Source organism: Sporomusa sp. KB1, from assembly GCF_007830295.1.
GTDB lineage: Bacteria > Bacillota > Negativicutes > Sporomusales > Sporomusaceae > Sporomusa.
The window spans coordinates 5,041,390-5,068,040 of the sequence record NZ_VLKC01000002.1 but is presented as its reverse complement, the minus strand read 5'-3'; the positions used below and the strand labels follow the sequence as shown (position 1 = coordinate 5,068,040).

Annotated in this window: 22 protein-coding genes and 1 other annotated feature (1 of these 23 running past the window's edge); of the genes, 20 read left to right on the top strand and 2 right to left on the bottom strand. The window is 43.1% G+C overall.

The window, feature by feature from the left end:
* Nucleotides 1–13 (top strand) — a binding site (T-box leader); it begins 237 nt to the left of the window's first position.
* Nucleotides 14–61: 48 nt separating this feature from the next.
* Nucleotides 62–1,078: a 3-deoxy-7-phosphoheptulonate synthase gene (aroF, locus tag SALPA_RS27315; protein ID WP_145101470.1), complete on the top strand. Its 1,017-nt coding sequence runs from the start codon at nt 62–64 to the stop codon at nt 1,076–1,078.
* Entirely contained in the window at nt 1,075–1,986 is a 912-nt protein-coding gene (locus SALPA_RS27310; RefSeq protein WP_145101468.1) for a prephenate dehydrogenase, read from the top strand. Before aroF ends, SALPA_RS27310 begins: the two co-directional genes overlap by 4 nt.
* Here the strand turns inward: SALPA_RS27310 and SALPA_RS27305 are convergent.
* Nucleotides 1,952–3,577: a GDSL-type esterase/lipase family protein gene (locus SALPA_RS27305; protein WP_255451387.1), complete on the bottom strand. Its 1,626-nt coding sequence runs from the start codon at nt 3,575–3,577 to the stop codon at nt 1,952–1,954. The two genes, SALPA_RS27310 and SALPA_RS27305, sit on opposite strands and share 35 nt — an antisense overlap.
* A gap of 116 nt (nt 3,578–3,693) precedes the next feature.
* Here SALPA_RS27305 and SALPA_RS27300 point away from each other — a divergent pair, with 116 nt between their 5' ends.
* Both SALPA_RS27300 and SALPA_RS27295 read left to right on the top strand, forming a co-directional pair.
* Nucleotides 3,694–4,332, top strand: coding sequence for a DedA family protein (locus tag SALPA_RS27300; protein WP_145101464.1), 639 nt, complete (start codon nt 3,694–3,696; stop codon nt 4,330–4,332).
* Between the two features lie 49 nt (nt 4,333–4,381).
* Entirely contained in the window at nt 4,382–6,004 is a 1,623-nt protein-coding gene (locus SALPA_RS27295) for a polysaccharide biosynthesis protein (RefSeq protein ID WP_145101462.1), read from the top strand.
* A gap of 62 nt (nt 6,005–6,066) precedes the next feature.
* Here SALPA_RS27295 and SALPA_RS27290 read toward each other — a convergent pair whose 3' ends face one another.
* Nucleotides 6,067–7,164, bottom strand: coding sequence for a PRK06851 family protein (locus SALPA_RS27290; RefSeq protein ID WP_145101460.1), 1,098 nt, complete (start codon nt 7,162–7,164; stop codon nt 6,067–6,069).
* Nucleotides 7,165–7,320: 156 nt separating this feature from the next.
* Between SALPA_RS27290 and SALPA_RS27285 the strand changes: the two genes are divergently transcribed.
* From SALPA_RS27285 to SALPA_RS27210, 16 genes are all read left to right on the top strand, one after another.
* Complete coding sequence (locus tag SALPA_RS27285; protein ID WP_145101458.1) at nt 7,321–8,235, top strand: DMT family transporter; 915 nt, start codon at nt 7,321–7,323, stop codon at nt 8,233–8,235.
* Nucleotides 8,236–8,249: 14 nt separating this feature from the next.
* Complete coding sequence (trmL, locus tag SALPA_RS27280; RefSeq protein WP_145101456.1) at nt 8,250–8,708, top strand: tRNA (uridine(34)/cytosine(34)/5-carboxymethylaminomethyluridine(34)-2'-O)-methyltransferase TrmL; 459 nt, start codon at nt 8,250–8,252, stop codon at nt 8,706–8,708.
* A 24-nt stretch (nt 8,709–8,732) separates the two neighbouring features.
* Nucleotides 8,733–9,596, top strand: coding sequence for a TIM barrel protein (locus SALPA_RS27275; protein WP_145101453.1), 864 nt, complete (start codon nt 8,733–8,735; stop codon nt 9,594–9,596).
* Nucleotides 9,597–9,650: 54 nt separating this feature from the next.
* Nucleotides 9,651–10,001: a YlbF family regulator gene (locus SALPA_RS27270; protein ID WP_145101451.1), complete on the top strand. Its 351-nt coding sequence runs from the start codon at nt 9,651–9,653 to the stop codon at nt 9,999–10,001.
* 1 nt (nt 10,002) lies between these two features.
* The gene (gene murB, locus SALPA_RS27265) at nt 10,003–10,926 is read left to right on the top strand and encodes a UDP-N-acetylmuramate dehydrogenase (protein ID WP_145102322.1); all 924 of its coding nucleotides are present in this window, start codon (nt 10,003–10,005) and stop codon (nt 10,924–10,926) included.
* A gap of 133 nt (nt 10,927–11,059) precedes the next feature.
* Nucleotides 11,060–12,673: an MBL fold metallo-hydrolase RNA specificity domain-containing protein gene (locus tag SALPA_RS27260; protein ID WP_145101449.1), complete on the top strand. Its 1,614-nt coding sequence runs from the start codon at nt 11,060–11,062 to the stop codon at nt 12,671–12,673.
* Between the two features lie 267 nt (nt 12,674–12,940).
* Nucleotides 12,941–13,678: an N-acetyltransferase gene (locus tag SALPA_RS27255; protein WP_145101447.1), complete on the top strand. Its 738-nt coding sequence runs from the start codon at nt 12,941–12,943 to the stop codon at nt 13,676–13,678.
* Nucleotides 13,679–14,091: 413 nt separating this feature from the next.
* Complete coding sequence (locus SALPA_RS27250; protein WP_145101445.1) at nt 14,092–14,682, top strand: TetR/AcrR family transcriptional regulator; 591 nt, start codon at nt 14,092–14,094, stop codon at nt 14,680–14,682.
* A gap of 34 nt (nt 14,683–14,716) precedes the next feature.
* A complete protein-coding gene (locus SALPA_RS27245; RefSeq protein WP_145101443.1) occupies nt 14,717–15,079 on the top strand; it encodes a response regulator in 363 nt (120 codons plus the stop codon).
* A 25-nt stretch (nt 15,080–15,104) separates the two neighbouring features.
* Entirely contained in the window at nt 15,105–17,180 is a 2,076-nt protein-coding gene (locus SALPA_RS27240) for a chemotaxis protein CheA (protein WP_145101441.1), read from the top strand.
* 28 nt (nt 17,181–17,208) lie between these two features.
* Nucleotides 17,209–19,329, top strand: a complete 2,121-nt coding sequence (locus SALPA_RS27235) for a methyl-accepting chemotaxis protein (protein ID WP_145101439.1) — start codon at nt 17,209–17,211, stop codon at nt 19,327–19,329.
* 49 nt (nt 19,330–19,378) lie between these two features.
* The gene (locus SALPA_RS27230; RefSeq protein ID WP_145101437.1) at nt 19,379–19,876 is read left to right on the top strand and encodes a chemotaxis protein CheW; all 498 of its coding nucleotides are present in this window, start codon (nt 19,379–19,381) and stop codon (nt 19,874–19,876) included.
* A 34-nt stretch (nt 19,877–19,910) separates the two neighbouring features.
* Complete coding sequence (locus tag SALPA_RS27225; RefSeq protein ID WP_145101435.1) at nt 19,911–21,638, top strand: methyl-accepting chemotaxis protein; 1,728 nt, start codon at nt 19,911–19,913, stop codon at nt 21,636–21,638.
* 65 nt (nt 21,639–21,703) lie between these two features.
* Nucleotides 21,704–22,513 (top strand): protein-glutamate O-methyltransferase CheR, encoded by an 810-nt coding sequence (locus tag SALPA_RS27220; RefSeq protein ID WP_145101433.1) that lies wholly within the window; start codon nt 21,704–21,706, stop codon nt 22,511–22,513.
* A 12-nt stretch (nt 22,514–22,525) separates the two neighbouring features.
* Nucleotides 22,526–23,551, top strand: a complete 1,026-nt coding sequence (locus SALPA_RS27215) for a chemotaxis response regulator protein-glutamate methylesterase (protein ID WP_255451386.1) — start codon at nt 22,526–22,528, stop codon at nt 23,549–23,551.
* A 63-nt stretch (nt 23,552–23,614) separates the two neighbouring features.
* Nucleotides 23,615–26,644 carry a PAS domain S-box protein gene (locus SALPA_RS27210; protein ID WP_145101429.1) on the top strand — a complete coding sequence of 1,010 codons (3,030 nt, stop codon included), beginning with the start codon at nt 23,615–23,617 and terminating at the stop codon, nt 26,642–26,644.
* The last annotated feature ends 7 nt before the right edge of the window (nt 26,645–26,651 follow it).

Below are 26,651 nucleotides of genomic sequence, written 5' to 3'. Positions count from 1 at the left end.
TCTCGTCCCTGTTAGGGATGGGGCTTTTTTTATTTTCCAAAAATTTTAGGAGGCGACAACTATGATTATTGTGATGAGCCCGGCAGCTACTCAAAAAGAGATTGACACCGTGGTTGCCCGGGTAACAGGCGCTGGATTAAGAGTACATTTGTCAGAAGGAAAATCACGTACAATTATTGGCCTGATTGGTGAAAAAAAATTAATGGCTCAACTACCTTTAGAGGCCATGGCTGGTGTAGAGAAGGCGATATCTGTTACTGCTGGTTATAAGCTGGTCAGCCGGGAAATCAAGAGCGAAGATACAGTGATTAATATTGGCGGGGTACTTGTTGGCGGTACTAATCTGGTAGTGATGGCAGGTCCTTGTGCAGTGGAAAGCAGAGAGCAGCTGCTGGAATCAGCAAAAATTGTTAAAGCAGCTGGTGCTCAGTTTTTGCGAGGGGGCGCCTACAAGCCGCGGACTTCACCCTACTCTTTTCAGGGGCTTGAGGAAAAGGGGCTGGAAATGTTGGCCGAGGCCAGGGAGGTCACTGGGCTAAAAGTAGTTACTGAGGTTGTCGATATCCAATCCGTATCGGTGGTAAGTGCTTATGCCGATGTATTACAAATCGGTGCCCGCAATATGCAAAACTTTCAACTGCTTAAGGCAGTAGGTAAAAGCGGTATGCCAGTGCTGTTAAAGCGTGGGATGGCGGCAACTATCAATGAGTGGTTGCATGCGGCCGAGTATATATTAAGTGAAGGCAATTTTAATGTTATGTTTTGCGAACGCGGTATCCGGACATTCGAGGATTACACCCGCAACACGTTGGATTTGAGTGCGGCAGCAGCACTTAAAGACTTGAGTCATCTGCCGGTGATTGTCGATCCCAGTCATGGCACCGGCGTGTGGAAACTGGTTAGACCCATGGCTAAAGCAGCCGTGGCCGGCGGAGCTGACGGCTTAATGATTGAGGTTCATCCTAATCCGGCAGAGGCCTTGTCTGATGGCAGTCAGTCGTTGACTCCTGCTAACTTCCAAGCTCTGATGAATGAAGTGGGTATTATTGCTGCGGCAGTTGGCAGGAAAATGGCATGAAGCCGGCAATCAAACAGATTGCAATCATCGGTATGGGGTTAATTGGCGGTTCGCTTGGTTTGGCCATCAAAGCCTCCCAGGGGGAGAAGGTTGAAGTTACAGGCATTGACACGAACGAATTGTCAATGCTTAAAGCCAAACAATGCGGCGCTGCTGACCGGATTACTGCTGATTATAAAACAGGCATAAAGAGTGCCGATATGATTTTTGTGTGTACGCCTGTACTGCAAATAGCGACGCTCATAAAAGAAATAGCACCCCATTTAAAACCAGGCGCTATTTTGACAGACACTGGCAGTACTAAAACTTATCTAATACAAGAAATCGCGGCAGTATTACCACAGGGTGTTCATTACGTTCCCGGTCATCCCATGGCCGGGCGCGAAAAAAGTGGCATCGAAGCTGCCGTTGACACACTTTTTTACGATAAGTGGTATATACTCACTCCTACAAGGGATGGGGATGCTGCAGCTGTAGAAGCAGTACGGCAGGTGATTAACTGGACAGGGGCCAGAATCACGGAAATGAATGCTGCCGAGCATGATTGGTGTACGGCTTTAATCAGTCATGTACCACATATTGGCGCTGCTGCGCTGGTAAACCTGCTTACGTATTTGCAAGACCAGGAAAACAGCATCAAACTGGCAGGCGGCGGTTTTCGGGATACAACACGCATTGCTTCTTCCAATGCTGATATGTGGGCTGATATTTGCATGACAAATGCTGAACCAATTGCCGACAGTTTAGATAAATTTAGTCAAATTGTCAGCCAAGTTGCGACAGCGGTTCGTCAAGGCGACAGAGCGAGCATTCATAAATTTTTTTCTAATGCAAAACAACGGCGCGATGAGTTATTACTACTGGAACAGGCTGCTAGCGAACAACCCTTGACCAGTGAGCATTTATAATTTGTGCTATGAGTTTTTTGCCTTCAATATCCGGGTGTAAGCCGTCAATAGCCAAATAATCCGGAAGCTCACGGTTACTGTCAAGAAAGTGAGGTTCAAGGTCGATAAAGTAACGCTGCTGCCGGATAAATTGATTGACAGCATCAAACTCTTCCCGCCAGTTGTTAACTGTTTCTTCATGGAAGACATCAGCAATTGCATCCGGGTTGATTGGCGGTAAGGTTAAAAAGATAGGTCGAATGCCATTTGTCAGGCATTTATCACGAATCCCTGTGAGCTCAGTAATGACCTGAGCAGCAGGGACACCGCCACGCAGGCTGTTGGTACCACCCAGTATTAGTAGATATTTCGGTTTGAAGGGTAGTACATCTTGATCAAATCTGGCTAGCATAGCTGCCGTAGTATCACCACTTTTACCAAGATTGACAGCGGGAAAATTAAGATAGGTTTGATAACTGTAATCAAAATCGGCAGGTGAATAGGAGATAGCGCCGCCGCCGTGGGTGATACTGTCACCAAAGGTGGCCGCATAGTGTCCACGGCTCAAGTCAACGCTAAATTCAGCGGCGTCCGAATAGCCGCCGACCGGATTGCCGGCGGCATCAATACCACGTACCCGCCAATAGTATTTTCCGGGAATAATTCGAGGCTGATCGTCATAACAGTCATTTAAGCCAATGACTGTTTGACTCCAAATACGGTATTGTGAGGGTTCAATGCCACCAGGGTTTTCCGGTGGTTGACGAGTAAGCTCAATTTCATGGCTTAAAGCTCCCAATACGGGTATCAGGGAGTAGGCGGGATAGAGTGGTGCAGGCAGGTTGGTCGGTTTGTGCTCATTGATCAGCGGTCTGGTGACAGGGATAATATCGTGATTAAGGTAAAGTTCAGTAGCATTAGAAAAAACGCCTAGGGGGTTGCCGTGATTATTTAGCGCGCGGACGCGCCAGAAGATACGGCTGCCTTCATACCAGGACAAATCAGCATTATAGCCATTGGTAAACACCTCGCGGGTTAAGAGAACCTGCTTGTCAGATGAAAAAACATCGTTGGGATTTTCCGGTGGTTCTGTTAAGAACTCGAGCTCATAGTATACGGCGCCTGGTACTACCGTCCAGGTTAGCATTGGCCGGATAGAGGCCGGAGTGCTGGCAGGGTAAAAGGAAGTGGGCTCTGGCTTTACATTGTTAAAGTCGGCGGCTATTCCATCGATGGTTTGTGTTAGGTTAACGTGGTCAGAGTATTTGCCCAGCGGCTGATGAAACAGAGTTTGGGCCGATACGCGCCAGTAGGTGCGAAAAGGAAAATTTTCGTCAATAGGCATTTGGTTTTTCCAAGTACGATAGCTGGCAATTAGCTCTGTATCAGTGGCTTGCTCAGCGTCATTGTCAGGCGGAATACTCAAAGCTTCTACCTCATAATAAGCAAAATAAGGTAATCGTTGCCATTGTAAAATATTTTCATTGGCTTTATGATTAATTTCCAGATGGGGTTTAAAACTTTTGAGGCCAACAGCTTCGGAGATTTCTAATACGTAAAGCAGGGAAAGGGTTAGAGCCATAATAATAAAAATTCGTTTCAACGTGTACACCTGCCGAATCCTAATAGTATTTATAGAGTATATATTACCACATTTTATTAGTAATACAAATCAGAAGGTAAACCGCTATTCTTTTGAATAGCGGTTTTGCAGTTTACTACTAAACCATGGTAGAATATGAAGCGAAGGAGGCGATTGTCGCGGAACAGGTTTTTCAAATTGTAATTGATTATATTGCTCTTTTGGGTTATACCGGAATTTTTATCGGCATGGCGCTGGAGAGTGCATGTATACCTGTCCCTAGTGAACTTATTTTTGGTTTTGCAGGGTATCTGGTATATCTTGGCAAGCTGGATTTTACTATGAGTGTTTTTGCTGGGGTGTCAGGTGGATTACTAGGTTCGATTGTTGCTTATTTGATTGGGTTTTACGGTGGACAACCTTTTGTTACAAAGTATGGAAAATACATGTTTTTATCTAAAAAACATGTTGATACTGCGCAAAGATGGTTTGACCGCTATGGGATAAAGGCCACTTTTTTCAGCCGATTGTTACCCATTGTCCGTACCTTTATTTCGCTGCCTGCCGGGTTTGCCAAAGTGAATCTAGGTAAATTTATGTTTTATACCGTGTTAGGCTCCCTTCCGTGGACAGTGGCTTTAATTTATGCCGGCCAAATGTTGGGCGAAAATTGGCGCGAGTTAAATACGATGGGTCATGAGGCTAGTCTGATAGTTGCAATTTTGCTTATCGCTTTTGCAGTATACTACTTTTGGAAGAACAGGACACAATCTGACCAAAATTAGTATAATAGACTGAAGACCGTTTTTGGGGAAGGGATGAATAGCTCAGGATATGAAGCAACAGGAAATAGTACGTAAGCCTAACCGTCTTCTTCAAGGGACTCTTGTGTTGACAGTTGCTGGTATTGTCGTAAAAGTTATTGGCTCGCTCAACTGGATCATTCTGTCGCGCGTGTTGGGTGGGGAAGGGATCGGCCTCTATCAAATGGCCTTTCCCATCTATCTATTGGCGCTTAGTCTGTCAACTGCCGGTATTCCGGTGGCTATTTCTGTTATTACCGCCGAAAAGGTTGCTTTTCAAGATTACCGGGGAGCTAACCGGGTTTTTTATTTGTCGCTGTCTATTCTTACAGTGACAGGCATTGCTTTAAGTACGCTAGTTTATTTTGGTGCCGGTTGGTTAATTGAATATCAGGTCATTCGTGATCCACGTGCATATTATGCATTACTGGCGCTAGCACCGGCTGTTTTTTTAGTTACGTTACTTTCCAGTTTCCGGGGTTATCTTCAGGGCTGGCAAAACATGACCCCCACTGCTGTGTCCCAAATTGTAGAACAGCTATTTCGCGTGGGAGCCATGCTGTTATTTGCTATTTGGCTGCTTCCCAGAGGTATTGAATATGCTGCCGGTGGTGCAAGCATGGGCGCTGGTGCCGGAGCGGCAGCCGGACTGTGTGTATTACTCTATTACTACTGGCGGCTGCAGCGCAATTGCAAACGATTTTATGCAGGCCCAATAGAACGGGAGCAGGAAGCGGCAAGCAGTATTGTGCGGCGTATTGTAGTCCTGGCATTGCCAGTCTCTTTTGCCAGTATTATGCTGCCACTGGTGGCTAATTTAGATCTGTTGATTGTTCCTGTCCGGCTGGAAGTAGCTGGTTATACTGTCGAGCAGGCTACTGAATTATATGGTTATTTGACAGGTATGGGAGTGCCGCTGGTTAATCTGGCAACCGTCATTACAGCAGCGCTGGCGACCAGCATTGTGCCTGCTGTGTCAGAGGCCAAGGCATTGGGAAATATCGCGCAAATTCGTGAACGGGCAGCTTCAGCTATGCGGCTTGGCAATATTGTGACAATTCCCGCTGTTGCGGGGCTGTGGGTGCTGGGAACCCCGATTGCTGCCTTTATATACCATGCGCCTCAAGCGGGGGAAGTAGTGAAAGTACTTTCTTTTGGTATATACCTGTTAGGTATTCATCAGATAACAACCGGGGTTTTACAGGGGATGGGTTATACTGTATTGCCGGTAATCAATATGGGCATTGCGGCTGCAGTCAAAGTCCTGTTAAATTGGAATCTGACTGCTATGCCTAGTCTGGGGATACAAGGGGCTGGTTGGGCGACTAATGCCGATATTGGCGTTGCTGCGTTGCTAAATTTATATTTTGTTGCCAAATACACAGGTTTGCACATGGACTGGCAGGAACTATGGAAATGTGTCCTTGCAGCCATTGTTATGGGGGCAAGTATTGATGTTATCTATCAATTCATGGTAGCAGGCGGAGTTAGTGATGCTATTGCGACATTTGGGGTTATGTGTTTAGCGGCCATCATTTACGGCGCTGTTCTACTACTGCTTGGTGGAGTGACAGAGCGTGATATTAGCAGAATACCCTTTTTTGGCTCCAAATTATCTCAGCTATTAATGCGGCTAAGAATGCTGAGAGCCTAAGCTGAGAATAAGAAGACTCCCACCATTTTAGGCGGCGGGGGCTTAGCTTTGCTGGAACGGGTTCACTGCTTGGCGGCGTAACCGGATATTCGTGCTAACGTTTTTACTCTGAGCACATCGACACCGTTAAAATTAATATTGGGTATATAGTAAGTCTCAAGTTCATCATGCAGCTTCTTAGCTTCATGGATATAAGCACCTGCTTTGCCAAAAAGCTCCCAGAAAGTTGTTCGATCATAATCAGTTACCGGCTCTAACCGTAAGGTGATGTCTGTATCAAGGCAATCATTCATGTCAATAACAGCGGTAGCGTTGGTAAAACTTTGATTATGCGGCGGGGTTGAGGTTATGAGGGCTGTATCCAAGGCGGGAATAAGGATATGTTCGGGTTTACGCGGGTCAAGCGGGCAGAAAAAGACTTCAATATCCAGCCCCTTGGCGATGGCTGTATCGGCAACCTTAGCCAGCAAGGTTGCTTTACCGGTACCAGGCAAGCCGGTGATAATATAACGTTTTGCGAAGCCGGCACTGATAGAATCAATATAATTTACCGGGCCATTAGGCGTAATAGCTGAAGCAAAGAGCTTCCGCTGTTTGCCGTAACCAACAGTAGTTATGTTACTAAAAATTGATTCGATACTATTTGCAGCTTTTTGGTTAGCAAGATTATAATTCATGGCTTCACAGTTGGCGGCTTCCCAATCGTCATAGACTGCCTTGGCACTCTTTAGCATACGATAAGCGCGCTGAAAGCGCCTGCTGATTTCTTTGGTATAGGCTATTACTTCAATTTTGTTATGAATCATCTTCGTTTCGTTCCAATATTCGCCAAGGTTGAGAATTTCATCAACACAGCCAGGATGTTTAGGGTCGACAATATGAGGAGCGGTGCCATCAATCAAGGCAACCCGGAGTGCTGGTATGACCAACCCGTCAAGGGAATTAGGATCACTGGAACAATGGTGATGCTCAACATCAAAACCATGTTCAACAAGTGTTTGCCCAATCTTTTTCATAAAAGTGGATTTACCGACACCAGGCCCGCCTTTTAATAAAAAAATTCGTGTTGCATCAGTGGGGATTACATAATCATAATAAGAAAAAAAGCCTTGGGGAGTATTGCCGCCAGGGAACAGGTGTCTGATTTTTCCTTCAGCCATTTTTATCCTCCCTTTTGTTTATGGTATTACCAGTGGTGTTTCTCTACAATGTATGAGTTGTGCTGCGTGAGTATATCAAAAATCAGCTGCAAGGGGTAGGATTTTTGCTTTTGGTGTAGAATAGATTTTACTTTGATCTTTTACTAAGGAGTTGTCATGCGCAAAGAAGTATATGGTTATTTTGCCGTTATTGCTGCTGCCTGTATGTGGGGTGTTGGCGGTTCGGCAGCCAAAGCGTTATTTAATCAAAATATTACGCCTTTTCTGTTGGTGAAGATTCGTCTGACTTTGTCATTTTTATTAATGCTAATCGGACTCTTTGTTTACAATAGACGGCTGCTTGTTATTCCACGCCGGGAGATTGCTTATTTTGCGCTGCTGGGTACAGGGGGAATGGCACTGTTGCAGTTTTTTTATTTTTACACCATTAGCCTAACAAATGTAGCTACCGCTGTTTTTTTGCAGTATCTGGCACCCGTATTTATGGCTGTTTACGCTGTTGTTTTCGAAAAAGAGCGGTTAGGCGCCAGGCGTGGTGTGGCTATTGCTTTAGCCACTTTAGGCGGTTTTTTGATTATGCTTAACGCTGGCGGCGGGGCTTCAATTAGTGTGCTAGGGCTTACCAGCGGCTTATTAGCGGCTGCGTCGATGGCATTTAGCACAGTATATGGCCGGCGGGCGGTACGAAGGTACCACCCACTGACGGCTGTAACCTATTCGTTTGGTTTTGCTGGCTTATTTTGGTGGCTGGTATCGCCGGAAGCCTGGGTTCAAGGGACTATAACTACTGAAAATTGGTGGCTTTTTGCTTATATTGCTGTGTTTTCGACAGTGATACCTTTTTTGTTGTATTTTTTTGGCATACGCTTCTTATCGCCGACCAATGTAGGTATTACCGCTTGTTTGGAACCGGTAATTGCTGCTGCTACTGCCTATTTGCTTTTGGGTGAGGTTATGGGCTTGCTGCAAATGCTGGGCGGGCTGCTTGTAGTGCTGGCTGTTATTGTGTTGCAAACCGGCAGTGAACAGGAAGCCCTGAAAGCAGCGGTGAAAAAGACAGATATTGTATAATTGGAGTGATTTTGATGCATATTGTACTGGTAGAGCCGGAGATTCCCGGCAATACAGGTAATATTGCGAGATTGTGTGCAGCCACTGGCTGTGAACTGCATTTGGTAAAGCCATTAGGATTTTCCATTGAAGACCGCTATTTAAAACGGGCCGGGCTTGACTATTGGCATTTAGTCAAAGTGCATGTGCACGAAAATTTTGCTGCAGTAGTGAAGCTATATCAAGGTCATAATTTTTATTTTAATACTACCAAAGCCAGAAAACGCCATAGTGATATTGCTTATCAGAGTGATGATTTGCTGGTATTTGGCAAAGAAACTGCCGGGCTGCCGCAGGAACTGCTGAATGCTAATCCAGATAACTGTATTCGCATTCCGATGATTGAAGATGCCAGGTCACTTAACCTGTCGAACGCGGTAGCTGTTGCAGTATATGAAGCATTTAGGCAGCTGGAGTTTCCGGGACTAAGGTAGCAAAGCCTTTAGGATGGTGATACGATGTTTGCACAATTTGGACCGGCAGGAAATCCAGATGCGTTTTATGAATCTGGACATAAGGCTTCGGCTGACATGCCGGAATGGTTAGCAGGCCAGGAACTTAAGGCCTATGAGTATCAATGCAGTCGTGGGGTTACTATCAAACAGCCTACGGCTGAATTGGTGGGACAGAAGGCCGCTCAATATGGCACTAAGCTTAGTATTCATGCGCCGTATTATATTAGTCTGGCTACCGAAGATGAGACTACGGCAAGTAACACGCAGCGGCACTTTTTGCGATCGCTGGAAGTAGCCAAATGGATGGGAGCTGACCGGATTGTGTTTCATATTGGCGGCCCTGGTAAAGGTGCTGACCGGCGTCAGGCTATGGAGCGGGCCAAGCGTTTGTTTGCCAGGGTTTTAGAGCAAGCTGAGGATCAGGGCTTGACAGGTCCGCAACTGTTGGCAGAAACTATGGGTAAGCAAAATCAGCTGGGGTCGCTTGAAGAAGTACTTGAGCTATGTAAGCTGGATAAGCGGGTCCGGCCAGCAGTCGATTTTGGCCATATGCATGCTGTGACAGGTGGTCTATATACGACAAGTGCAGAGTTTGCCGCTGTATTTGAAAAAATAGGCGAAGCACTGGGGGCAGAAGCGGCAAAAAATCTGCATATCCATTTCAGCCCCATTGAGTTTACCAGGGCGGGCGAAAAACGGCATTGGTGTTTTGGTGATCCCTATGGGCCGCCGCATGAGCCGTTATTAACTGTCATCGCTGATCAGGGGTACACCCCCCGGATTATTTGCGAGTCAGCAGGAACTCAGGCTAAAGATGCCAAAACAATGCAGGATTATTATTTAGCAATGCTGAAGAAGGATTTTTAGCGTATACATGCTGAATATAACGCATAAAATAGATGGTGAACTGGAGGAATCTTCATGACTGTACATGATAAAGCCCATGAATTAGGGAGGACGCTGAGAAATTCTGAGGAGTATCAGGCCTTTTTAGCTGCCAAGAAAAATCTTGATAGTGACATAACTAGCAAAACCATGGTGCAAGATTTTTTTAAGAAAAAGCTGGCTGCTGAATATGATATAATGGCTGGCAACCCGGAAAATAAAGAGAAATCTCAGGAACTTCAAAAAATGTATGAGCTCATTGTCCTAAATCCTAAAGCTAGAGACTTTATCCACGCTCACATGCGTTTTCAGCAGCTTGCTGCTGATATCTATAAAATAATTGGCGATGCGGTCGCTGAAGGAATGGATTTATTTGGCAAAGAATGAGATGTTGGTTAGTAGAAATATGGATTTTGCTGCCGAATTGAAAAAAGCTATTCCCCCGGAAAGACTGCTAGTTAATGAAGCTATGTCTAAACACACTACCTTTCGCATCGGTGGTCCGGCTGATTATCTTGCACTGCCTGCTTCAGTTCAAGAGGTGGCTGCGATTTTGCATATTACTAAACAGTTTGCCATACCTGTTACTGTGTTAGGTAATGGTTCTAATGTATTGGTATTAGACCGGGGAATCCGTGGTCTGGTTTTGAAATTTGGTCCTGAGATGGGCTGTATCCGGCATAACGGTCATACTGTCGTTGCTGGTGCCGGTGCGCTTTTAGCGGCGGTATCCAAGTATGCTGCCCAACATGATCTGACAGGGTTTGAATTTGCTATTGGCATTCCTGGCAGTATTGGCGGTGCAGTTTTTATGAATGCCGGTGCCTATGAAGGTGAGATGAGCCAAGTAGTGCAGGCTGTTACGGCAGTATGTGCGGGCGGCGAGTTAAAACGGTTTTCGGGGGAAGAACTAAAGTTTGGTTATCGTCATAGTGTCTTTCAGGAAAATGGCTGTCTTATTTGTGAAGTAGAACTGGCGCTCTCAAATGGCGTAAATAACTTGATTCGCGTACGACTTGACGACTACACTGCGATGCGTCAAACCAAACAGCCAATTGAGATGCCGAGTGCGGGCAGTACCTTTAAACGTCCTAATGGTCATTTTGCGGGTACGCTAATTGAAAAAGCCGGACTGAAAGGAACTAGTGTCGGTGGTGCGCAGGTTTCTACAAAGCATGCAGGTTTTATTATTAATGCTGGCGGTGCAACCGCCCAGGATGTGTTGGCTTTAATCAGCAAGGTTCAGGATAGCGTTTATAAGCAGTTTGGCGTTTCTCTCCATCCTGAAGTACGGGTATTGGGCGAAGCGTAATTATCGTATAATTACTATCAACAAGGAACCGGGAGCAATAATGCCCCGGTTTTTACTATTTTCTGCAGGGGAAAGAGAACAAATGTAGAATTTAAAAAGATAATTAGTACAATAATTTAAAAGGAGCAAGCTTATGCATTTAACATTTTTGGGAGCCGCAGGTATGGTAACCGGGTCTTCTTATCTTTTGGAAGTCGGGCAAAAGAAGTTTTTAGTTGATTGCGGTATGTTTCAGGGCTCGAAGGCCATTACTGCCCTCAACAGACGGCCATTTCTCTATAATCCTGCAGATATCGAGGCTGTATTTCTAACCCATGCCCATATTGATCATAGCGGTTTGCTGCCGCGTCTGTGCAATTTAGGTTTCCAGGGAACCATCTATGCTACTAAAGCAACCGCTGAATTATCTAGTATTATGCTGCCTGACAGTGGACACATTCAAGAGTTTGAGGCTGAGCTTGCTAACCGGAAGGGACAACGGGCCGGACGCAAGCCGATCGAACCGCTGTATACCGTAGATGAGGCTTATAATTGCTTACAACAATTTTCACCGATGGCTTATGATACAGCGATCAAAATATCAGACGAGGTGACACTTACCTTTCGGGAAGCTGGCCATATATTAGGTTCGTCTATGGTGGAGATTGTGGCAGTAGAAAACGGCGAGACTACAAAAATTTTATTTTCTGGAGATTTGGGTCAGCCTGACCAACCAATTATTCGGAATCCGGCTGTTATTGAGCAGGCTGACTATCTTATTCTTGAATCAACCTATGGGGATCGGATTCATGATCCGAGTGACCCGATAGAAAAATTAGCTCAATATATTAATGAAACGATTGAGCAAGGCGGTAACGTCATAATCCCGTCGTTTGCTGTTGGCCGTACGCAAACCCTTCTCTACAATTTGTATACTTTGTTTAAAGAAGGTTTGATTCCTAAAATTCCGGTAATTATTGACAGTCCGCTGGCTATTTCGGCTACAGAGATCTTCTTAAAGAACTCACAGGAATATGATCGCGAAGCCTATGATCTGCTGTATAAAGACCAGGAGCATCCTTTACAGTTTCCGCAATTGACTGTTGCCAAGACAGCCGAGGAATCCAAAGCCATTAACAATTTGGACCATCCCGCCATTATTATCTCAGCGAGCGGCATGGCCGATGCAGGACGTATTCTCCATCACCTGAAGCATAATTTGTGGCGACCGGAGAGCACCGTGCTGTTTGTTGGTTATCAGGCGCAAGGCAGCATGGGACGGCGTTTATTAGAAGGCATTAAAAAGGTTAGGATTATGGGCGAAGAAATCACTGTCAAGGCCAGAATTGCTAACCTTGAGGGCTTTTCCGCTCATGCTGATAAGGAACAGCTGACAACCTGGCTAAGCAATTTTACGAGCAAACCGGCTAATATCTTTGTTGTTCATGGTGAACACCAAATGTCAGAGCCATTTGCGGCACTTATTACTGACAAGTTTAACATACCAACCTATATACCCAAGTATGGGGATTCTGTCACATTGACTGGCCGCAGTTGGCAGATTGAGCCTTCGGCTATTATCGAGTTTGAGCCTGCTGTTCAGCAGCTTAGAGAGGTTCTTGACGAAATGGAGAAAGAATTCGGCCAATACCGGAGCAAAATGGAAGACCTGGTCCTTATCAATGGCAACAAGCTGCAAGATGTGCTTAAGCGTATTGATAAAATCCGCAAATTCATTAAAAAAACCCTTAGTGATTTATGGGCGTGAGCTCATTTCAGCATAGCTGAAACATCGTTAATTTAGGTGGGAGTCTTGAGTTACATTCAAGTAATGGCCTATAAAACCAGCAATCTTTCAAATAAGATACTGGTTTTTTTTTGCTTTTTTGGAAAAAGAGGATATACCCCTTGTTTATTGAAGCATAAATATAATAGTTTTGGGGGCAGCAAATCCGGATGTGGCCGTTACACTGTCCGGATACTACCAAAATGGGTGTCCGGGTGCGGCCTAAATATGCAACTGGAGGTATAACTAGTGGGTATTATATGCCTATCTAAACAAAACATAGGTCAAGAACATATTTGTTGCGCCTTATCTGACAAAAAGGGTGAATCCGGCGTAAGACTAAAAAAGGAATGGCTTACTTGCCGATTTGAAGAAGGATTGAAATTCAAGCGGCTAAACGAAAGAGGAAAGGTATTTATCGAATATTTACCTGCCGAAAATGCCTGGGTTCCAATCGAAGCAAATGGTTATATGTTTATTAATTGCCATTGGGTATCAGGAAGATTTAAAGGTCAAGGTTGGGGAACTAAACTATTTGAAGAATGTGAAAAAGATTCTGAAGGCATGAACGGTATAGTATTAATTTCAAGTAATAAAAAGAAGCCATACTTGTCTGAAAAAAACTTTTTCATAAAAAATGGCTTTGAAGTATGTGATACTGTAACTCCATATGAATTAGTCGTAAAACGATTCAATCCTCAAGCTCCTTTACCTAAGTTTCGTACAAACGCAAAGCAATTAACCATTAGTAATGGTGATGGATTGGACGTTTATTTTACTGCGCAATGTCCATTTGCAGTCAATTATGCCCATGAGATCTTAGCAAAAGACTATTCCCGTCCTGTAAGAGTTCATCAAATCACCAGTAAAGAACAAGCGCAGAGTCATACCTGCCCTGTAACGAGATATAGCGTATTTTTAAACGGAAAGTTTGTAACTCATGAAATACTAACTCAAACCAAAATTCTTAAATTGTTAGAATCATAGTAACATCTTACTACGCTAAACGTGCGGTTTTTTTCGTTTCGTGACGTGACCCCATTTAGACTTAGGACCGTAAAAAAATCTAAGGTTGCCAGTACTAAAATTAAGGATACGGAAATTTATCTTAAAAGTAAAAAATCTATATAAAAAACTTGTTGAGAAGGGAAATCAATGTATGCATTAATTAACAAAAGCGGTAGTCTGATTGTTAAAAACAAAGACCGTACAAGGCTTCGTAAGCTTTGCACGGTCTTTTAGTTTGCTTGAATTTGAATTTTTTAGTAAAACTCATACTTTGTTGTAAAATTTAACAAAAAAATAACTTAATTTAGCATAATTTGTTTGACAATGGAAAGGAATAGGCATAAAATTATTATAAAAGCGAGTAAACACTCGCTCGATAAGGTGAGGGCGTAATGAGCAATAATGCAAGTAAGTTTCTCCATCGTAAAGAAAATGTTATCTTAACTGCTATTGAAATAATTGATGACCTTGGTATTCAGGGCTTATCAACACGTGAGATTGCGAAAAGACAAGGTATATCAGAAGGAACGTTATTTCGACATTTTAAATCGAAAAGTGATATTGTTCTTGATGTATTAGACTATTTTTCAAAGTATGATTCCGATATATTTCAGTCAGTCAAATTAAAAGGTCTAAAAATGAAGGAGGCAATCGTCTTTTTGGTAGATTCCTATATAACCTATTATGAAAATTACCCGGCCATTACCGCCGTGACACAAATATACGGTGTCCTGTTATCAGAACCAGACTTTGTTGATAAGATTAAAAGCATTCTTGGCAGTCGTAAAAATTTTTTAAAGGATGTGATTGAGGAAGGAAAGAAAGCGGGTGAGATTAATCCTCAGGTTGATAGTGGAATTGTAGCAGATATTATTATTGGAACACTTGGCAACATTTGTCTGGAGTGGCGCTTACACGGACGTAACTTTTCTTTACGAAGTAAAACCCTAATGGCTATAAATATGATACTTGGCGTCTTGTAGTCTAAAGTAAAATGATAAACTGGAGGGTAAAAAAATGAAAACAGTATTGGTTGTCGATGATATGCTTTTTATGAGAATGGCTTTGAAATCAATTTTGGAGAAAAACGGATTTTCAGTTATTGGTAATGCCGAAAATGGAGTCGAAGCGGTAAAAAAATACATGGAATGTGCGCCTGATCTTGTCACAATGGATATTACTATGCCTGAAATGTCTGGATTGGAGGCGTTGAAAAAGATTAAGGAATATGATCAAGATGCTAAAGTTATCATGGTTTCCGCCATGGGGCAGGAGCGGTTTGTTAAAGAGGCAATTATGAACGGTGCCAACTATTTCATTGTAAAGCCATTTAAAGAAGACAAGGTACTAGAAACTCTTAACAAAGTTGTGGCTTGGTAAAGAGTCATCAAAGGGGACGATTATTGTGTCAGATGAATCTACAATGGAACCCATGTTGGAGCTATTTTTGTTTGAAACCACTCAGCTTGTGGAGCAATTAGAGCAAAGTGTAATTGACAGTGAAAAATGCGACGGCTATAACATAGCAGCAATTAATGAGATTTTCCGTATTATGCATTCCATTAAAGGGGCAGCGGCAATGATGATGTTTGATACTATTGCACAGCTTGCTCATTGTGTTGAAGATGTATTTTTTTATTTGCGTGAGGGTAAGCCGGAGAACGTTGATTACATGATACTGTCAGATCTGATTTTGGCAAGTGGCGATTTTATTAAAAATGAAATTGACAAGATTAGGAGTGGAGGCAATGCAGATGGCAATGCCTCTTCGTTAATTGATCAAACACACAGTTTTCTTGATGAGTTAAAAAAGGTGAATCCCAGCGTACAGACAGTGGCTAAGGAAAGTACGGTACTCAGTCAAAAACAGTATTATGTCAGCCAGGACAAGAAGGCAGTTTCTCTGAAAAAGCAGTCTTTTATGGCGACAGTTTTTTTTGAAGATGGCTGCGATATGGAGAATATTCGGGCATATACCATTATTCCTAGTTTACGGGATATTGCCAAAGATATTACATACATACCGGAAAATATTATGGAGGATGATGCGACGGCAGAAATTATTCGCACAGAGGGATTTAAGATATTCTTTTCATCTGGCCGTCCTTATAGTGAAATACATGAATTACTGGAAAAGACAATCTTTCTTAAAACCTTAGAATTAGTAGAAATTGACGGTGCGGCAACAGAGAAACAAGAGTCACGGCCAAAGCAGATTATTTTGGAGGATTTTACTGATAAAAATAGCAACCCAATTGGGCAACATCCCGCTGCTATAAATAAAAAAGCTGTTTCCAATAGCGGGCAGAGTATGATCAGTGTTAATGTGGCTAAATTGGATACACTTATGGATTTAGTTGGTGAATTGGTGGTAGCAGAAGCTATGGTGATACAAAATCCTGACTTGCGGGGGTTGTCTCTTACTAATTTTGCTAAAGCGGTACGGCAGCTTGAGAAGATTACAGGCGAGATGCAGGATATTGTGATGTCAATCCGGATGTTGCCCCTTGCTACTACTTTCCAAAAAATGAATAGAATTATTCGCGATATGTGTAAAAAACTTGGCAAGGAAGTTCAACTGGAGTTAATCGGTGAAGAAACGGAAGTTGACAAAAATATTATCGAACATATATCAGATCCCTTAATGCACATCATTCGCAACGCTGTTGACCATGGGATTGAATCAGGCGAGGAACGGATGGCAGTGGGAAAACCGGCAAACGGCAAAGTTACGTTAGAAGCTAAGAATGATGGTAGCGATGTCGTTATTTTAATAAAGGATGATGGCCGCGGATTGAACCGGGACAAGATACTCAAACGTGCCGGAGATAATGGCTTACTGCATAAGCCTGAGAATGAGTTGACTGACAAAGAAATTTATTCCTTTATTTTTGCTCCGGGTTTTTCTACCAACGATAAAGTGACTGAATTCTCCGGTCGAGGCGTTGGGATGGACGTAGTTACTAAAAATATAAATAGCATCGGCGGTATGGTAGTAGTTGATAGTATTCCGGGTGCAGGGACAACAATCTCTCTAAGGATACCTCTTACCTTGGCTATTGTTGACGCTATGAATATAGGAGTAGGAGATGCTCGGTATACGATTCCAATTACCGCGATAAAAGAATCCTTTAAGCCTAGGGAAAAAGATATTATCATTGATCCGGATGGAAATGAAATGATTATGGTGAGGGGGCAATGCTTTCCAATTTTACGTATTAGTCAGGTATTTAAAGTGAATACTCGTACGAATGATATTACGGATGGAATTATTATTATGGTTGAAAACGAAGGCAATATAGTATGCCTATTTGCGGATGAACTTATCGGCGAGCAACAAGTGGTTGTAAAGGCACTGCCTCCCTATGTAAAAAATATCAGGCAGGTAGAAGGATTAGCGGGATGCACGCTTTTGGGTGACGGCAGTATTAGTCTGATATTAGATATTGGTGGCATGGTAAAGCGTAAAAAAACTTCATAGACGAAGAATACAAAAGAGGTGAAAGAAAATGGCTTGGTTTCATAATTTGAATATCGCAAAAAAATTACTGTTTAGTTTTGTTTTTGTATCAATGATAGCTGGGGCGGTAGGTGTTTTTGGAATTCATAACCTTTATAGCATTACCGCAGAAGACAAGAAATTGTACGATCTTTATACTGTTCCCTTAGGCGATTTGTTGGATATAACGGAAAACTATTATATTATGCAAAATGAGTCTAGAAACATAGTTCTAGCAAGCGACCCCGGCACAAGAGGGAGAGCCAAGGGAAAGGTTAGAGAAGAATTGCAAGAATTGAAAAAGTCAATGCAAAATTATGAGAAAACAGTTCATACTGACGAAGGACGTAATACCTTTGCTGCCTTACGAACCGGTGTAACGGAATATGAGGCGTTTATTGAAAAAATAATTGGATTGGAGCAGGCCAATCAGTTGGATATTGCTGGACAACTCTTGCAAACCGACGGAGCGAGAATTGGCAAGATCATTGAGAATACTCTGCAAGAGGCACAAACTATCAAAATTAAACAGGCTGGCGAAAAGGCGGCGAGCAATCAAGCAGCGGCTAGCCAGGCAATTGTTGTAGTAAGTCTAATTATAATAGCTGGGGTATTAGTTGCGATAAGCTTAGGAGTATTTATAGCGCGCGCTATCAGCCGGCCAATACAAAATTTAGTTGTAGCCGCCGACTCACTTGCCGTAGGGGATGTGAACGTTACTAGTAAGACTGCAATAATGAAGGATGAAATCGGAATGCTTATGCAGGCATTTGACAGGATGATTACTAATATCAGGGAACAGTCGCTGGCAGTCGAAAAAATAGCGGCAGGGGACTTAAACGTTGCAGTTAAAATACACTCAGAAAATGACCTGCTTGGTAAGAATCTGAATAAATGCATCGATAATATCAACCGAATGATCGCCGACGTTAACCTCTTGTCTACAGCTGCTGTGGAAGGAAAACTGACAACCAGAGCTGATGCCGAAAAACATGGGGGTAGTTATCGGCAAATTGTTGAAGGCATCAATCACACTTTAGATATGATAAATGAACCGATTAAAGAGGCCTTGGCGGTATTAAAGGAAATGGCTTCAGGAAACTTGCGGCAGCAGGTTGAGGGAGATTATCGAGGTGATCATGCGGCGATTAAAAATGCCATGAACGAAACGTTGGACGCACTAAATAAAGCTTTTGCCGATGTAAAACAGGTTGCGGAACAGGTTGCGGCAGGTGCCCAGCAGATTTCAGCATCCGGTGAGGCTCTATCGCAGGGGTCTACTGAACAAGCCAGCTCAATTGAGGAGATTACTGCTACGATGGAGCAAGTGGCAGTCCAAACTAAGCAGAATGCTGTTAATGCTAATCATGCCAATGAATTGGCTAACTCTTCCCAGGAGCAGGCGGTGCAAGGAAACCGGCAAATGCAGGCAATGGTAACAGCGATGCAGGAAATTAACGAGTCGTCTGTCAATATATCCAAAATTATCAAGGTGATTGACGAAATTGCCTTTCAAACTAATATTTTGGCCCTTAACGCGGCGGTAGAGGCGGCCAGGGCCGGTCAGCATGGCAAAGGCTTTGCAGTGGTGGCAGAAGAAGTCCGAAATCTTGCTGCCAGAAGCGCCAATGCCGCGAAGGAAACAACGGTAATGATCGAAGGATCAATTCAAAAAGTGAATGCTGGAACAAAAATTGCCAATGATACGGCAGTGGCGCTGGAAGGTATTGTACAGGAAGTAGCTAAAGCTGCGGCACTGGTCGATGATATTGCCGGGGCATCGAACGAGCAGGCTACAGCCATTGCCCAAGTTAATCAGGCTATTATGCAGGTATCGCAGGTTGTGCAGACTAACTCGTCAACAGCGGAAGAGAGCGCTTCAGCAAGCGAGGAATTAGCCAGTCAGGCTGAGATATTAAGAAACAATGTGTCCAAATTCCAATTGAAACAAACCGGTCGAAATATTCAAGCTACAGAGGGATTACGTCCGGAGGTACTGCGCGCCATCGAAATTATGCTTGAAAAAAAGAAGCAGGGATCTAAACAAGAAGTGCGTTCGGGGAAAAATGAAGCGGTATTGACAGCAAGGGAAAAAATTGTTCTTGATGATAGTGAATTCGGCAAGTATTAACAGGAAAACGTTAGTGTAAAATTACTTGCAACACGAGAGGAGAAGTGTTATGTCCGAGATTAGCGAAAATGAGCTGGAATTGGAAGAAGATACCCAGAAGGGTAAGTTTCTGACATTTACTTTGGGTGCGGAGGCGTATGGCATAGAGATTAAGTATGTCACTGAGATTATCGGCATGCAGCCTGTTACACAGGTACCTGATCTTCCGGAATACGTCAAAGGGATTATTAATCTGAGAGGGAAAATCATTCCGGTTATTGATATGCGATTAAGATTTAAAAAATCCTCTATAGAATACAATGACCGTACTTGTGTCGTGGTAGTTGATATACATGAAATTGCTGTAGGATTAATTGTTGATGCTGTTGCCGAAGTACTGACAATTGCGGAAAAAGATATCGTTCCACCGCCACAATTGCAAAATGGCAGCTACCATCAGCGGTTTACCAAGGCGATTGGAAAAGTTGGTGATGACGTAAAATTAATCCTTGATAGTGAGCGGGTATTAAGCAATGATGAAGTGAACTTTTTGGAAAAAATTAATTAACTGTATATGAGGTAACAATAAGGAGGCTTAAAGTATGAATTGGTATCTAAATCTTAAAATTGCCAATAAGCTTATTATCGCCTTTCTCTGCGTGGCTGTGGTGACTGGTATTGTTGGTATAGTAGGTATAATTAACCTGTATAACCTGGCTCGGGAAGATACAATGCTGTTCGAGTATTATACTGTGCCGATTGAACAAATGGGGAATGTGACAGAAGCTTATCAAAGAAGCCGTGTCAATGTAAGAGAGGTAATATTGGATAGAAATCCTGCGCACCAGGCCGATAACATGAGCAAGACTACTGCACGTATTGGAGAAATGAAAGAAGAAACCGAGAAGATTAGCAAAACTCTCATATCTGAGGAAGGACAGAAGTTGCAAAAAGCTCTTGTTGGTGTGATAAATGATTATGAAGCGTATATCAAGCGGTTATTTGTTATGATTCAAGCTGGCCAGTATGAGCAGGCCAATCAGATGATGGCAACTGAGGGGATTCATTATGCAGATATCTTTGATGATACATTGAATAATATGAATGCTCTCAAAGTTGAACTTGCTAAACAAAAAGCTGCTACAAATAAGCAGGAAGCGAACAGTGCTATCCTGGTTATGGTTGCTTTTGTTGTAACAGGAGTTGTTTTGGCTATTGTGCTTGGCCTTTATATCGCCCGGGTGATTTCCCGGCCAGTTAAGGAAGTTGCTAAGGTGGCAGGTAAAATTGCCAGTGGTGATTTAAATAGTGAAGTCAAGGTTACAACCAGGGATGAGATAGGCGAATTAGCGCAGGCTTTCAACATGATGGCCGGTAACGTCAACCAGGCAATGAGAAGTATCAGCGAAGCTGCAGGGCAAGTGGCTGCAGGTACTCAGCAGATTGCGGCATCCAGCGAGATTCTATCGCAGGGCTCTACTGAGCAGGCCAGCTCGATTGAGGAGATTACGGCTTCCATTGAGCAAGTGGCAGTTCAGACCAAACAAAATGCGGCCAACGCCAATTATGCTAATGAATTGGCTAATTCTTCCCAGGGTCAGGCGATGCAGGGAAATCAGCAAATGCAGGCAATGGTAACCGCGATGCGGGAAATTAATGAGTCGTCTGTCAATATATCAAAAATCATCAAAGTGATTGACGAAATTGCCTTTCAAACCAATATTTTAGCTCTTAACGCGGCGGTAGAGGCGGCCAGGGCCGGGCAACATGGCAAAGGCTTTGCGGTGGTGGCAGAGGAAGTCAGAAATCTTGCTGCCAGAAGCGCCAATGCCGCGAAGGAAACAACGGTAATGATCGAAGAGTCAATTCAAAAAGTGGCTGCCGGAACGAAAATTGCCAATGATACGGCAGCGGCGCTGGAAGGCATTGTACAGGAAGTAGCTAAGGCAGCGGCACTGGTCGATGATATTGCCGGTGCATCGAACGAGCAGGCTACAGCCATTGCCCAGGTTAATCAGGCTATTATGCAAGTATCGCAGGTTGTGCAGACTAACTCGTCAACAGCGGAAGAAAGCGCTTCAGCAAGCGAGGAATTAGCCAGTCAGGCCGAGATATTAAAAATTAATGTTTCCAAATTCAAATTGAAAGAAATGGACCATGGCATTCAGGGGACACAGGGCCTTAGTCCGGATGTACTGCGTGCCATTGAAGCTATGGTTGAGCAAAACAAGCAGAGTCAAAAGCGTGAAGACAGAACGGGTAAACCTGAAATGGTACTGACGACGAAAGGCAAAATTCTTCTTGATGACAGCGAGTTCGGCAAATACTAACCGGAAGTTAAAGTTACAAGTCATAAGTGCGCTGACTACTTTGTATTTGTTAAAGGACGGAAGACATGAAAGCAATAACCGACAGAGAGTTTATCGAACTTGTTCAGTTCATCAGACGAAATTTTGGTATTAACCTTACGCATAAAAGAGGCTTGGTGTTGGGGCGTTTGCACAACTATATTGAGCAGAATGGCTTTGATAGTTTTTCTGAGTATTTTCATTATATAGTAAATGACCGCACAGGTAAGGCCGGGTCAATATTGCTAAATAAACTGACAACAAATCATACTTATTTTTTGCGGGAACCCCAGCATTTTAATTTTTTGGAGCAAGTGGTGCTGCCTGCTTTTGCCAAGGGTGTGAGTAAAGATTTACGCATATGGAGTGCCGGCTGCTCAACAGGTGAAGAACCATATACGTTGGCAATGAGTATCGATTCTTTCTTCGGGGTGGCAAAGTGTCAGTGGGACACTAAAATATTGGCAACCGATATTTCCACGGCTGCTTTGGAACGTGGGCAGCGTGGGATTTATCCTAATAGTCAATTAAATGAATTGCCTGATCGTTGGCGAAAACAGTATTTATCTAAATTTGATGATGAATATAGTGTTATTAACGAGAAGATACGAGAAGAAGTCATATTCAGACGTTTCAATCTAATGAACGCAACATTTCCTTTTAAAAAGAAGTTTCATCTTATTCTTTGCCGAAATGTAATGATCTATTTTGACCCAGACACGAAACGAAATTTGATCAACCGGTTTTATGACCATATGGAACCGGGGGGATATCTATTTATCGGCCATTCTGAAGCCTTAAGCCGCCATGAAAGTAACTATGTTCTTGTAGCGCCGGCAATCTACAGAAAGGAATAAATAATGATTACCATGAAAAAAAAGATTAGGGTCTTAGTGGTCGATGATTCAATCGTATTCAGGGAATTTTTACTCCGGGGGATTGGCAAAGATTCCATGCTCGAAGTTGTGGCGACAGCTTCTGACCCCTATATGGCCAGAGACAGGATTTTAGAATTTGAACCAGATGTTATGACGTTGGATGTTGAGATGCCACGCATGAACGGGATTGAATTTTTAAAAAAACTTATACCGCAATATCCGTTACCTGTTGTTGTAGTAAGCGCAGTGAGCGAGAATATATTTGATGCCTTGAACGCCGGTGCTGTTGATTTCGTTACTAAGCCGGACGCGAAGTCACCAGTAAATTGGGAAATGTTTATTCGTGAGTTGATCGTTAAGATAAAGATTGCAGCAACTGCAAAGGTCGGTCAGCTAAAGCGTGAATATGTCAATGGTCAACCTATAACTGGAACTGTTCCGATAAAGAGAGACCGAATCATAGCCATAGGGGCATCAACAGGCGGTACAGAAGCAGTCTATGAGGTTGTTCGCTCGTTTTCCCGGGATATACCAGGTGTGGTTATTGTTCTGCATATGCCACCTGTATTCACTGGTATGTATGCGAAACGATTGAACAATTCATGTTTAGTGGAAGTAAAAGAGGCAGAAACCGGCGATACTGTTATACCCGGAAGAGTATTAATCGCGCCGGGAGATCATCATATGCGCTTAAATCGAAATGGAAAAATATATACTGTTGAGTGTTTTAAAGGCGATAGGGTAAATGGACACTGTCCTTCAGTAGATGTTTTATTTGATTCGGTGGCCGAGAAGGCTGGGGCTGCCGGAATTGGTGTTATTTTGACCGGGATGGGTTATGATGGCGCGAAAGGGTTGCTTAAAATGAAGCAGGCCGGTGCAAATACCATTGGGCAAGATGCGCAATCCAGTGTGGTCTATGGGATGCCTAAAGTTGCGTATGATATCGGAGCTGTAAGAAAGCAAGTTCCCGTAGAAAGGATATCCCGGCAAATTTATTCCATTTTGACACAATAGGCACTGCAGTTAAATGTTGTCCCTATTAGCATTATATAAAATTAGATTGCAGGTGATAGGCTGATGAATATGCATTTCATGGCCGGAATACTAGCTTCCATTGGAGATGGAGTTATTGCTGTTGATACGGCAGAGAAGATTATTTTTATGAATGAAGCAGCTGAACAAATTACAGAGTGGAGTAGGATAAAGGCTATAGGTCAGCCCTTTGGTGCTGTGTTCAGTCTCTATAGTGCCAATACCAGAGAACCGTTGCTCAGCCCTATTACCCAGGTTTTACAAACGCATACCGCCACGGGCTTGCAGAATGAATCGGTAATTATTATGGAGGATAAAACAATAAAGTATCTATCTGCAAGCTGCACGCCGATTAAACAAACTGGCGAGAGAATTGATGGTGTGGTGGTGGTATTTCGTGATGTCACGCGCTATAAAATGTTGGAAAAGAAGATCGAGAGTGAAGAAAACAATTTTAAAATGATATTTAACTCCGCTCCGGTAGGCATGTATACTGTCGATGAAACTGAAAAGATTATCCAGGTCAATGATGCGGCACTAAAGATGCTTGGCGGAGACCGGTTAAAGGTAGTGGGAAAGAGTTTCGGCAATGCAGTTGGCTGTCAGGGTAGTCTGGAGAATGAGAAGGGCTGTGGACACGGAACTACTTGTCAATATTGCGAATTCCGGCGGGCCACTTCACTTGCTTTTGAAGGACTGCCGGCAGCTGGCATTGAATGCAACAAAACCATTGTTAATGAAGGGAAAAAAGTGGTATTTTGGTTCAGAGCCAGTGCAGCACCGATTATCGTAGATGGCAAAATTCGTGTTGTGGTAGCTTTAGTTGATATAACTGACCAGAAACAAAAAGAAATATCTATTATCAAAACAAGGGATTTTTATTTGCGGATCTTTGAGAGTTTTCCTACAATTATTTGGCGAAATAACATAAACAGCGAGACGGAATCTATTAATGAAAACTGGTATATACTAACAGGTCAGGCCACTGAACAGGCATTAGGGCATGGTTGGCTGGACCGGCTCCATCCTGATGACAAAAAAAGATACGTTAATTCCGAACTGGGGCTGCGGGACAAAGAGGTTTTGGAGGAAAGCGAAATCCGGGTACTTGATCGTAATGGACAGTACCGCTGGCTTTATAGAGTTTGCAAGCGATACTATAATATGCATGGGATACCTGAAGGATATATTGGTATGGGGATAGATATCACCGACAGAAAAATTGCCGAAGAAGGTTTGAACAGATATAAAGTACTTTCTGAACAGGCGCAGGATATAATCACCTTTATTGATATCGATGGGCGGATTATTGAGGCCAACGAAGCCGCTGTTAAGGCTTATGGTTATTCACGCGAAGAACTGCTAAATTTGACTATTTTTGATCTTTGTGCAAAAGATACGGAAGTATTCATGAAGTGCCAGATGGCTATAGCTGACAGGAAAGGCGTATTTTTTGAAGCGGTGCATAAAAGAAAAAACAGTGAATTTTTCCCGGTGGAAATAAATTCTCAAGGTACGATCATTGGTGAAAGAAAAGTACTGCTAAATATTATCAGGGACATATCTGAGCGAAAGCTTGTGGAAGAAGAACTCAAAGGGGCTAAGGATAAAGCAGAAGCGGCTAATAAAACCAAAAGTGAGTTTCTTGCCAACATGAGTCATGAAATCCGAACCCCGATTAATGGCATTACGGGAATGATCGATTTAACGCTAATGACCGAATTAGCCAGTGACCAAAAAGAAAACTTAACGGTCGCAAAATCTTGTGCACATCAGTTGTTGGGAATTGTTAACGATATCCTGGATTTTTCCAAGATGGAAGCCGGAAAACTGTCGCTGGAGGTTGTCAGCTTTAAATTCCGGGATTTAATCGCTGAAATAGTAAAAGCTTATTCGTATCGTGCCGGAAGTAAAGGTCTGGAATTAAATTATACCTTATCGGCTGATGTTCCGGATATTGTGAGTGGTGATCAGAACCGATTGCGGCAGATATTAAATAACTTACTTGACAATGCCATAAAATTTACCGAAAATGGTGAAGTTAGCTTATCAATAAAAAGAACCGGAGGAAATGCTGAAACATTTGAACTTACCTTTGCTGTGCGCGATACCGGCATCGGAATTGCTTCTGGTGAAATGAATAAGCTATTTAAAACATTTAGCCAAGTGGATGGCTCCATTACTAGAAAATACGGCGGAACAGGATTGGGGCTGGTTATTTCAAAGCAGCTTGTAGAGCTGATGGGCGGAAAGATGTGGGTTGAGAGTGTCAAGGATACGGGGAGCGTTTTTTATTTTACTATCAGTTTAAAAGCTGGCACAATTGATGACCGGTCGAAGTTACCGCAGAAATTTGTCAAGCCATTGATACCATTGAAGCTTTTGTTAGTTGAAGACGATGCGATTAATCGTGTTGTGACTGAAAGAATGGTTCGCAAGCTGGGCTACCAAATTGATACGGCAGAAAACGGTGTCGAAGCATTACTGCTTTGGCGGCAAAAACACTATAATATTATTTTGATGGATATTCACATGCCTGAAATGGACGGTATAGAGACCACAAAGCGCATCAGGGAAGAGGAAGCTCATACCCGCAAGCATACCCCGATTATTGCGCTTACGGCACACGCGCTTTTAGGAGATAGGGAAAGGTTTTTGGCAGCAGGAATGGATGAATATATCGCTAAACCAATGAAGTTTGAGGAACTGATTAATAAAATTGAATTGTTTTCACCACAAAATACATGCATGAATCCTGCCGATACTATTCGTAGTTTGCAAATTAATGAAAATGGGGACATTGTTTTGGCTTGCGAAGCAGATGCGGTAAATATAGAGTCTTCGACATTGTTGGAAATAGTAAAACTGCTTGAACAGTGCAGTGCTGGCGAAAAAGGTTTAGGGTTAATGGAGGAGTCTGCCCACAAGATTAAAAAACTAGCGACCCAAATTGGTTCAGATGAATTAAAGACTATGGCTTTTAAGGCTGAATTGGCCGCAAGGCGCGGTAATATGCGAGAAACGCTTGCGTATTTAGAAAATATTCGACAGCTATGCGAAGTTCATAAAAGATAAAAGTTCT

Coding starts and splice junctions, on each gene's coding strand:
- SALPA_RS27285 (WP_145101458.1), top strand. CDS start 7,321: ATGCGCAAAGAAGTATATGGTTATTTTGCCGTTATTGCTGCTGCCTGT.
- SALPA_RS27210 (WP_145101429.1), top strand. CDS start 23,615: ATGAATATGCATTTCATGGCCGGAATACTAGCTTCCATTGGAGATGGA.
- aroF (WP_145101470.1), top strand. CDS start 62: ATGATTATTGTGATGAGCCCGGCAGCTACTCAAAAAGAGATTGACACC.
- SALPA_RS27270 (WP_145101451.1), top strand. CDS start 9,651: ATGACTGTACATGATAAAGCCCATGAATTAGGGAGGACGCTGAGAAAT.
- SALPA_RS27290 (WP_145101460.1), bottom strand. CDS start 7,164: ATGGCTGAAGGAAAAATCAGACACCTGTTCCCTGGCGGCAATACTCCC.
- SALPA_RS27260 (WP_145101449.1), top strand. CDS start 11,060: ATGCATTTAACATTTTTGGGAGCCGCAGGTATGGTAACCGGGTCTTCT.
- SALPA_RS27220 (WP_145101433.1), top strand. CDS start 21,704: ATGAAAGCAATAACCGACAGAGAGTTTATCGAACTTGTTCAGTTCATC.
- murB (WP_145102322.1), top strand. CDS start 10,003: ATGTTGGTTAGTAGAAATATGGATTTTGCTGCCGAATTGAAAAAAGCT.
- SALPA_RS27235 (WP_145101439.1), top strand. CDS start 17,209: ATGGCTTGGTTTCATAATTTGAATATCGCAAAAAAATTACTGTTTAGT.
- SALPA_RS27225 (WP_145101435.1), top strand. CDS start 19,911: ATGAATTGGTATCTAAATCTTAAAATTGCCAATAAGCTTATTATCGCC.
- SALPA_RS27295 (WP_145101462.1), top strand. CDS start 4,382: ATGAAGCAACAGGAAATAGTACGTAAGCCTAACCGTCTTCTTCAAGGG.
- SALPA_RS27300 (WP_145101464.1), top strand. CDS start 3,694: ATGGTAGAATATGAAGCGAAGGAGGCGATTGTCGCGGAACAGGTTTTT.
- SALPA_RS27230 (WP_145101437.1), top strand. CDS start 19,379: ATGTCCGAGATTAGCGAAAATGAGCTGGAATTGGAAGAAGATACCCAG.
- SALPA_RS27310 (WP_145101468.1), top strand. CDS start 1,075: ATGAAGCCGGCAATCAAACAGATTGCAATCATCGGTATGGGGTTAATT.
- trmL (WP_145101456.1), top strand. CDS start 8,250: ATGCATATTGTACTGGTAGAGCCGGAGATTCCCGGCAATACAGGTAAT.
- SALPA_RS27245 (WP_145101443.1), top strand. CDS start 14,717: ATGAAAACAGTATTGGTTGTCGATGATATGCTTTTTATGAGAATGGCT.
- SALPA_RS27275 (WP_145101453.1), top strand. CDS start 8,733: ATGTTTGCACAATTTGGACCGGCAGGAAATCCAGATGCGTTTTATGAA.
- SALPA_RS27250 (WP_145101445.1), top strand. CDS start 14,092: ATGAGCAATAATGCAAGTAAGTTTCTCCATCGTAAAGAAAATGTTATC.
- SALPA_RS27215 (WP_255451386.1), top strand. CDS start 22,526: ATGAAAAAAAAGATTAGGGTCTTAGTGGTCGATGATTCAATCGTATTC.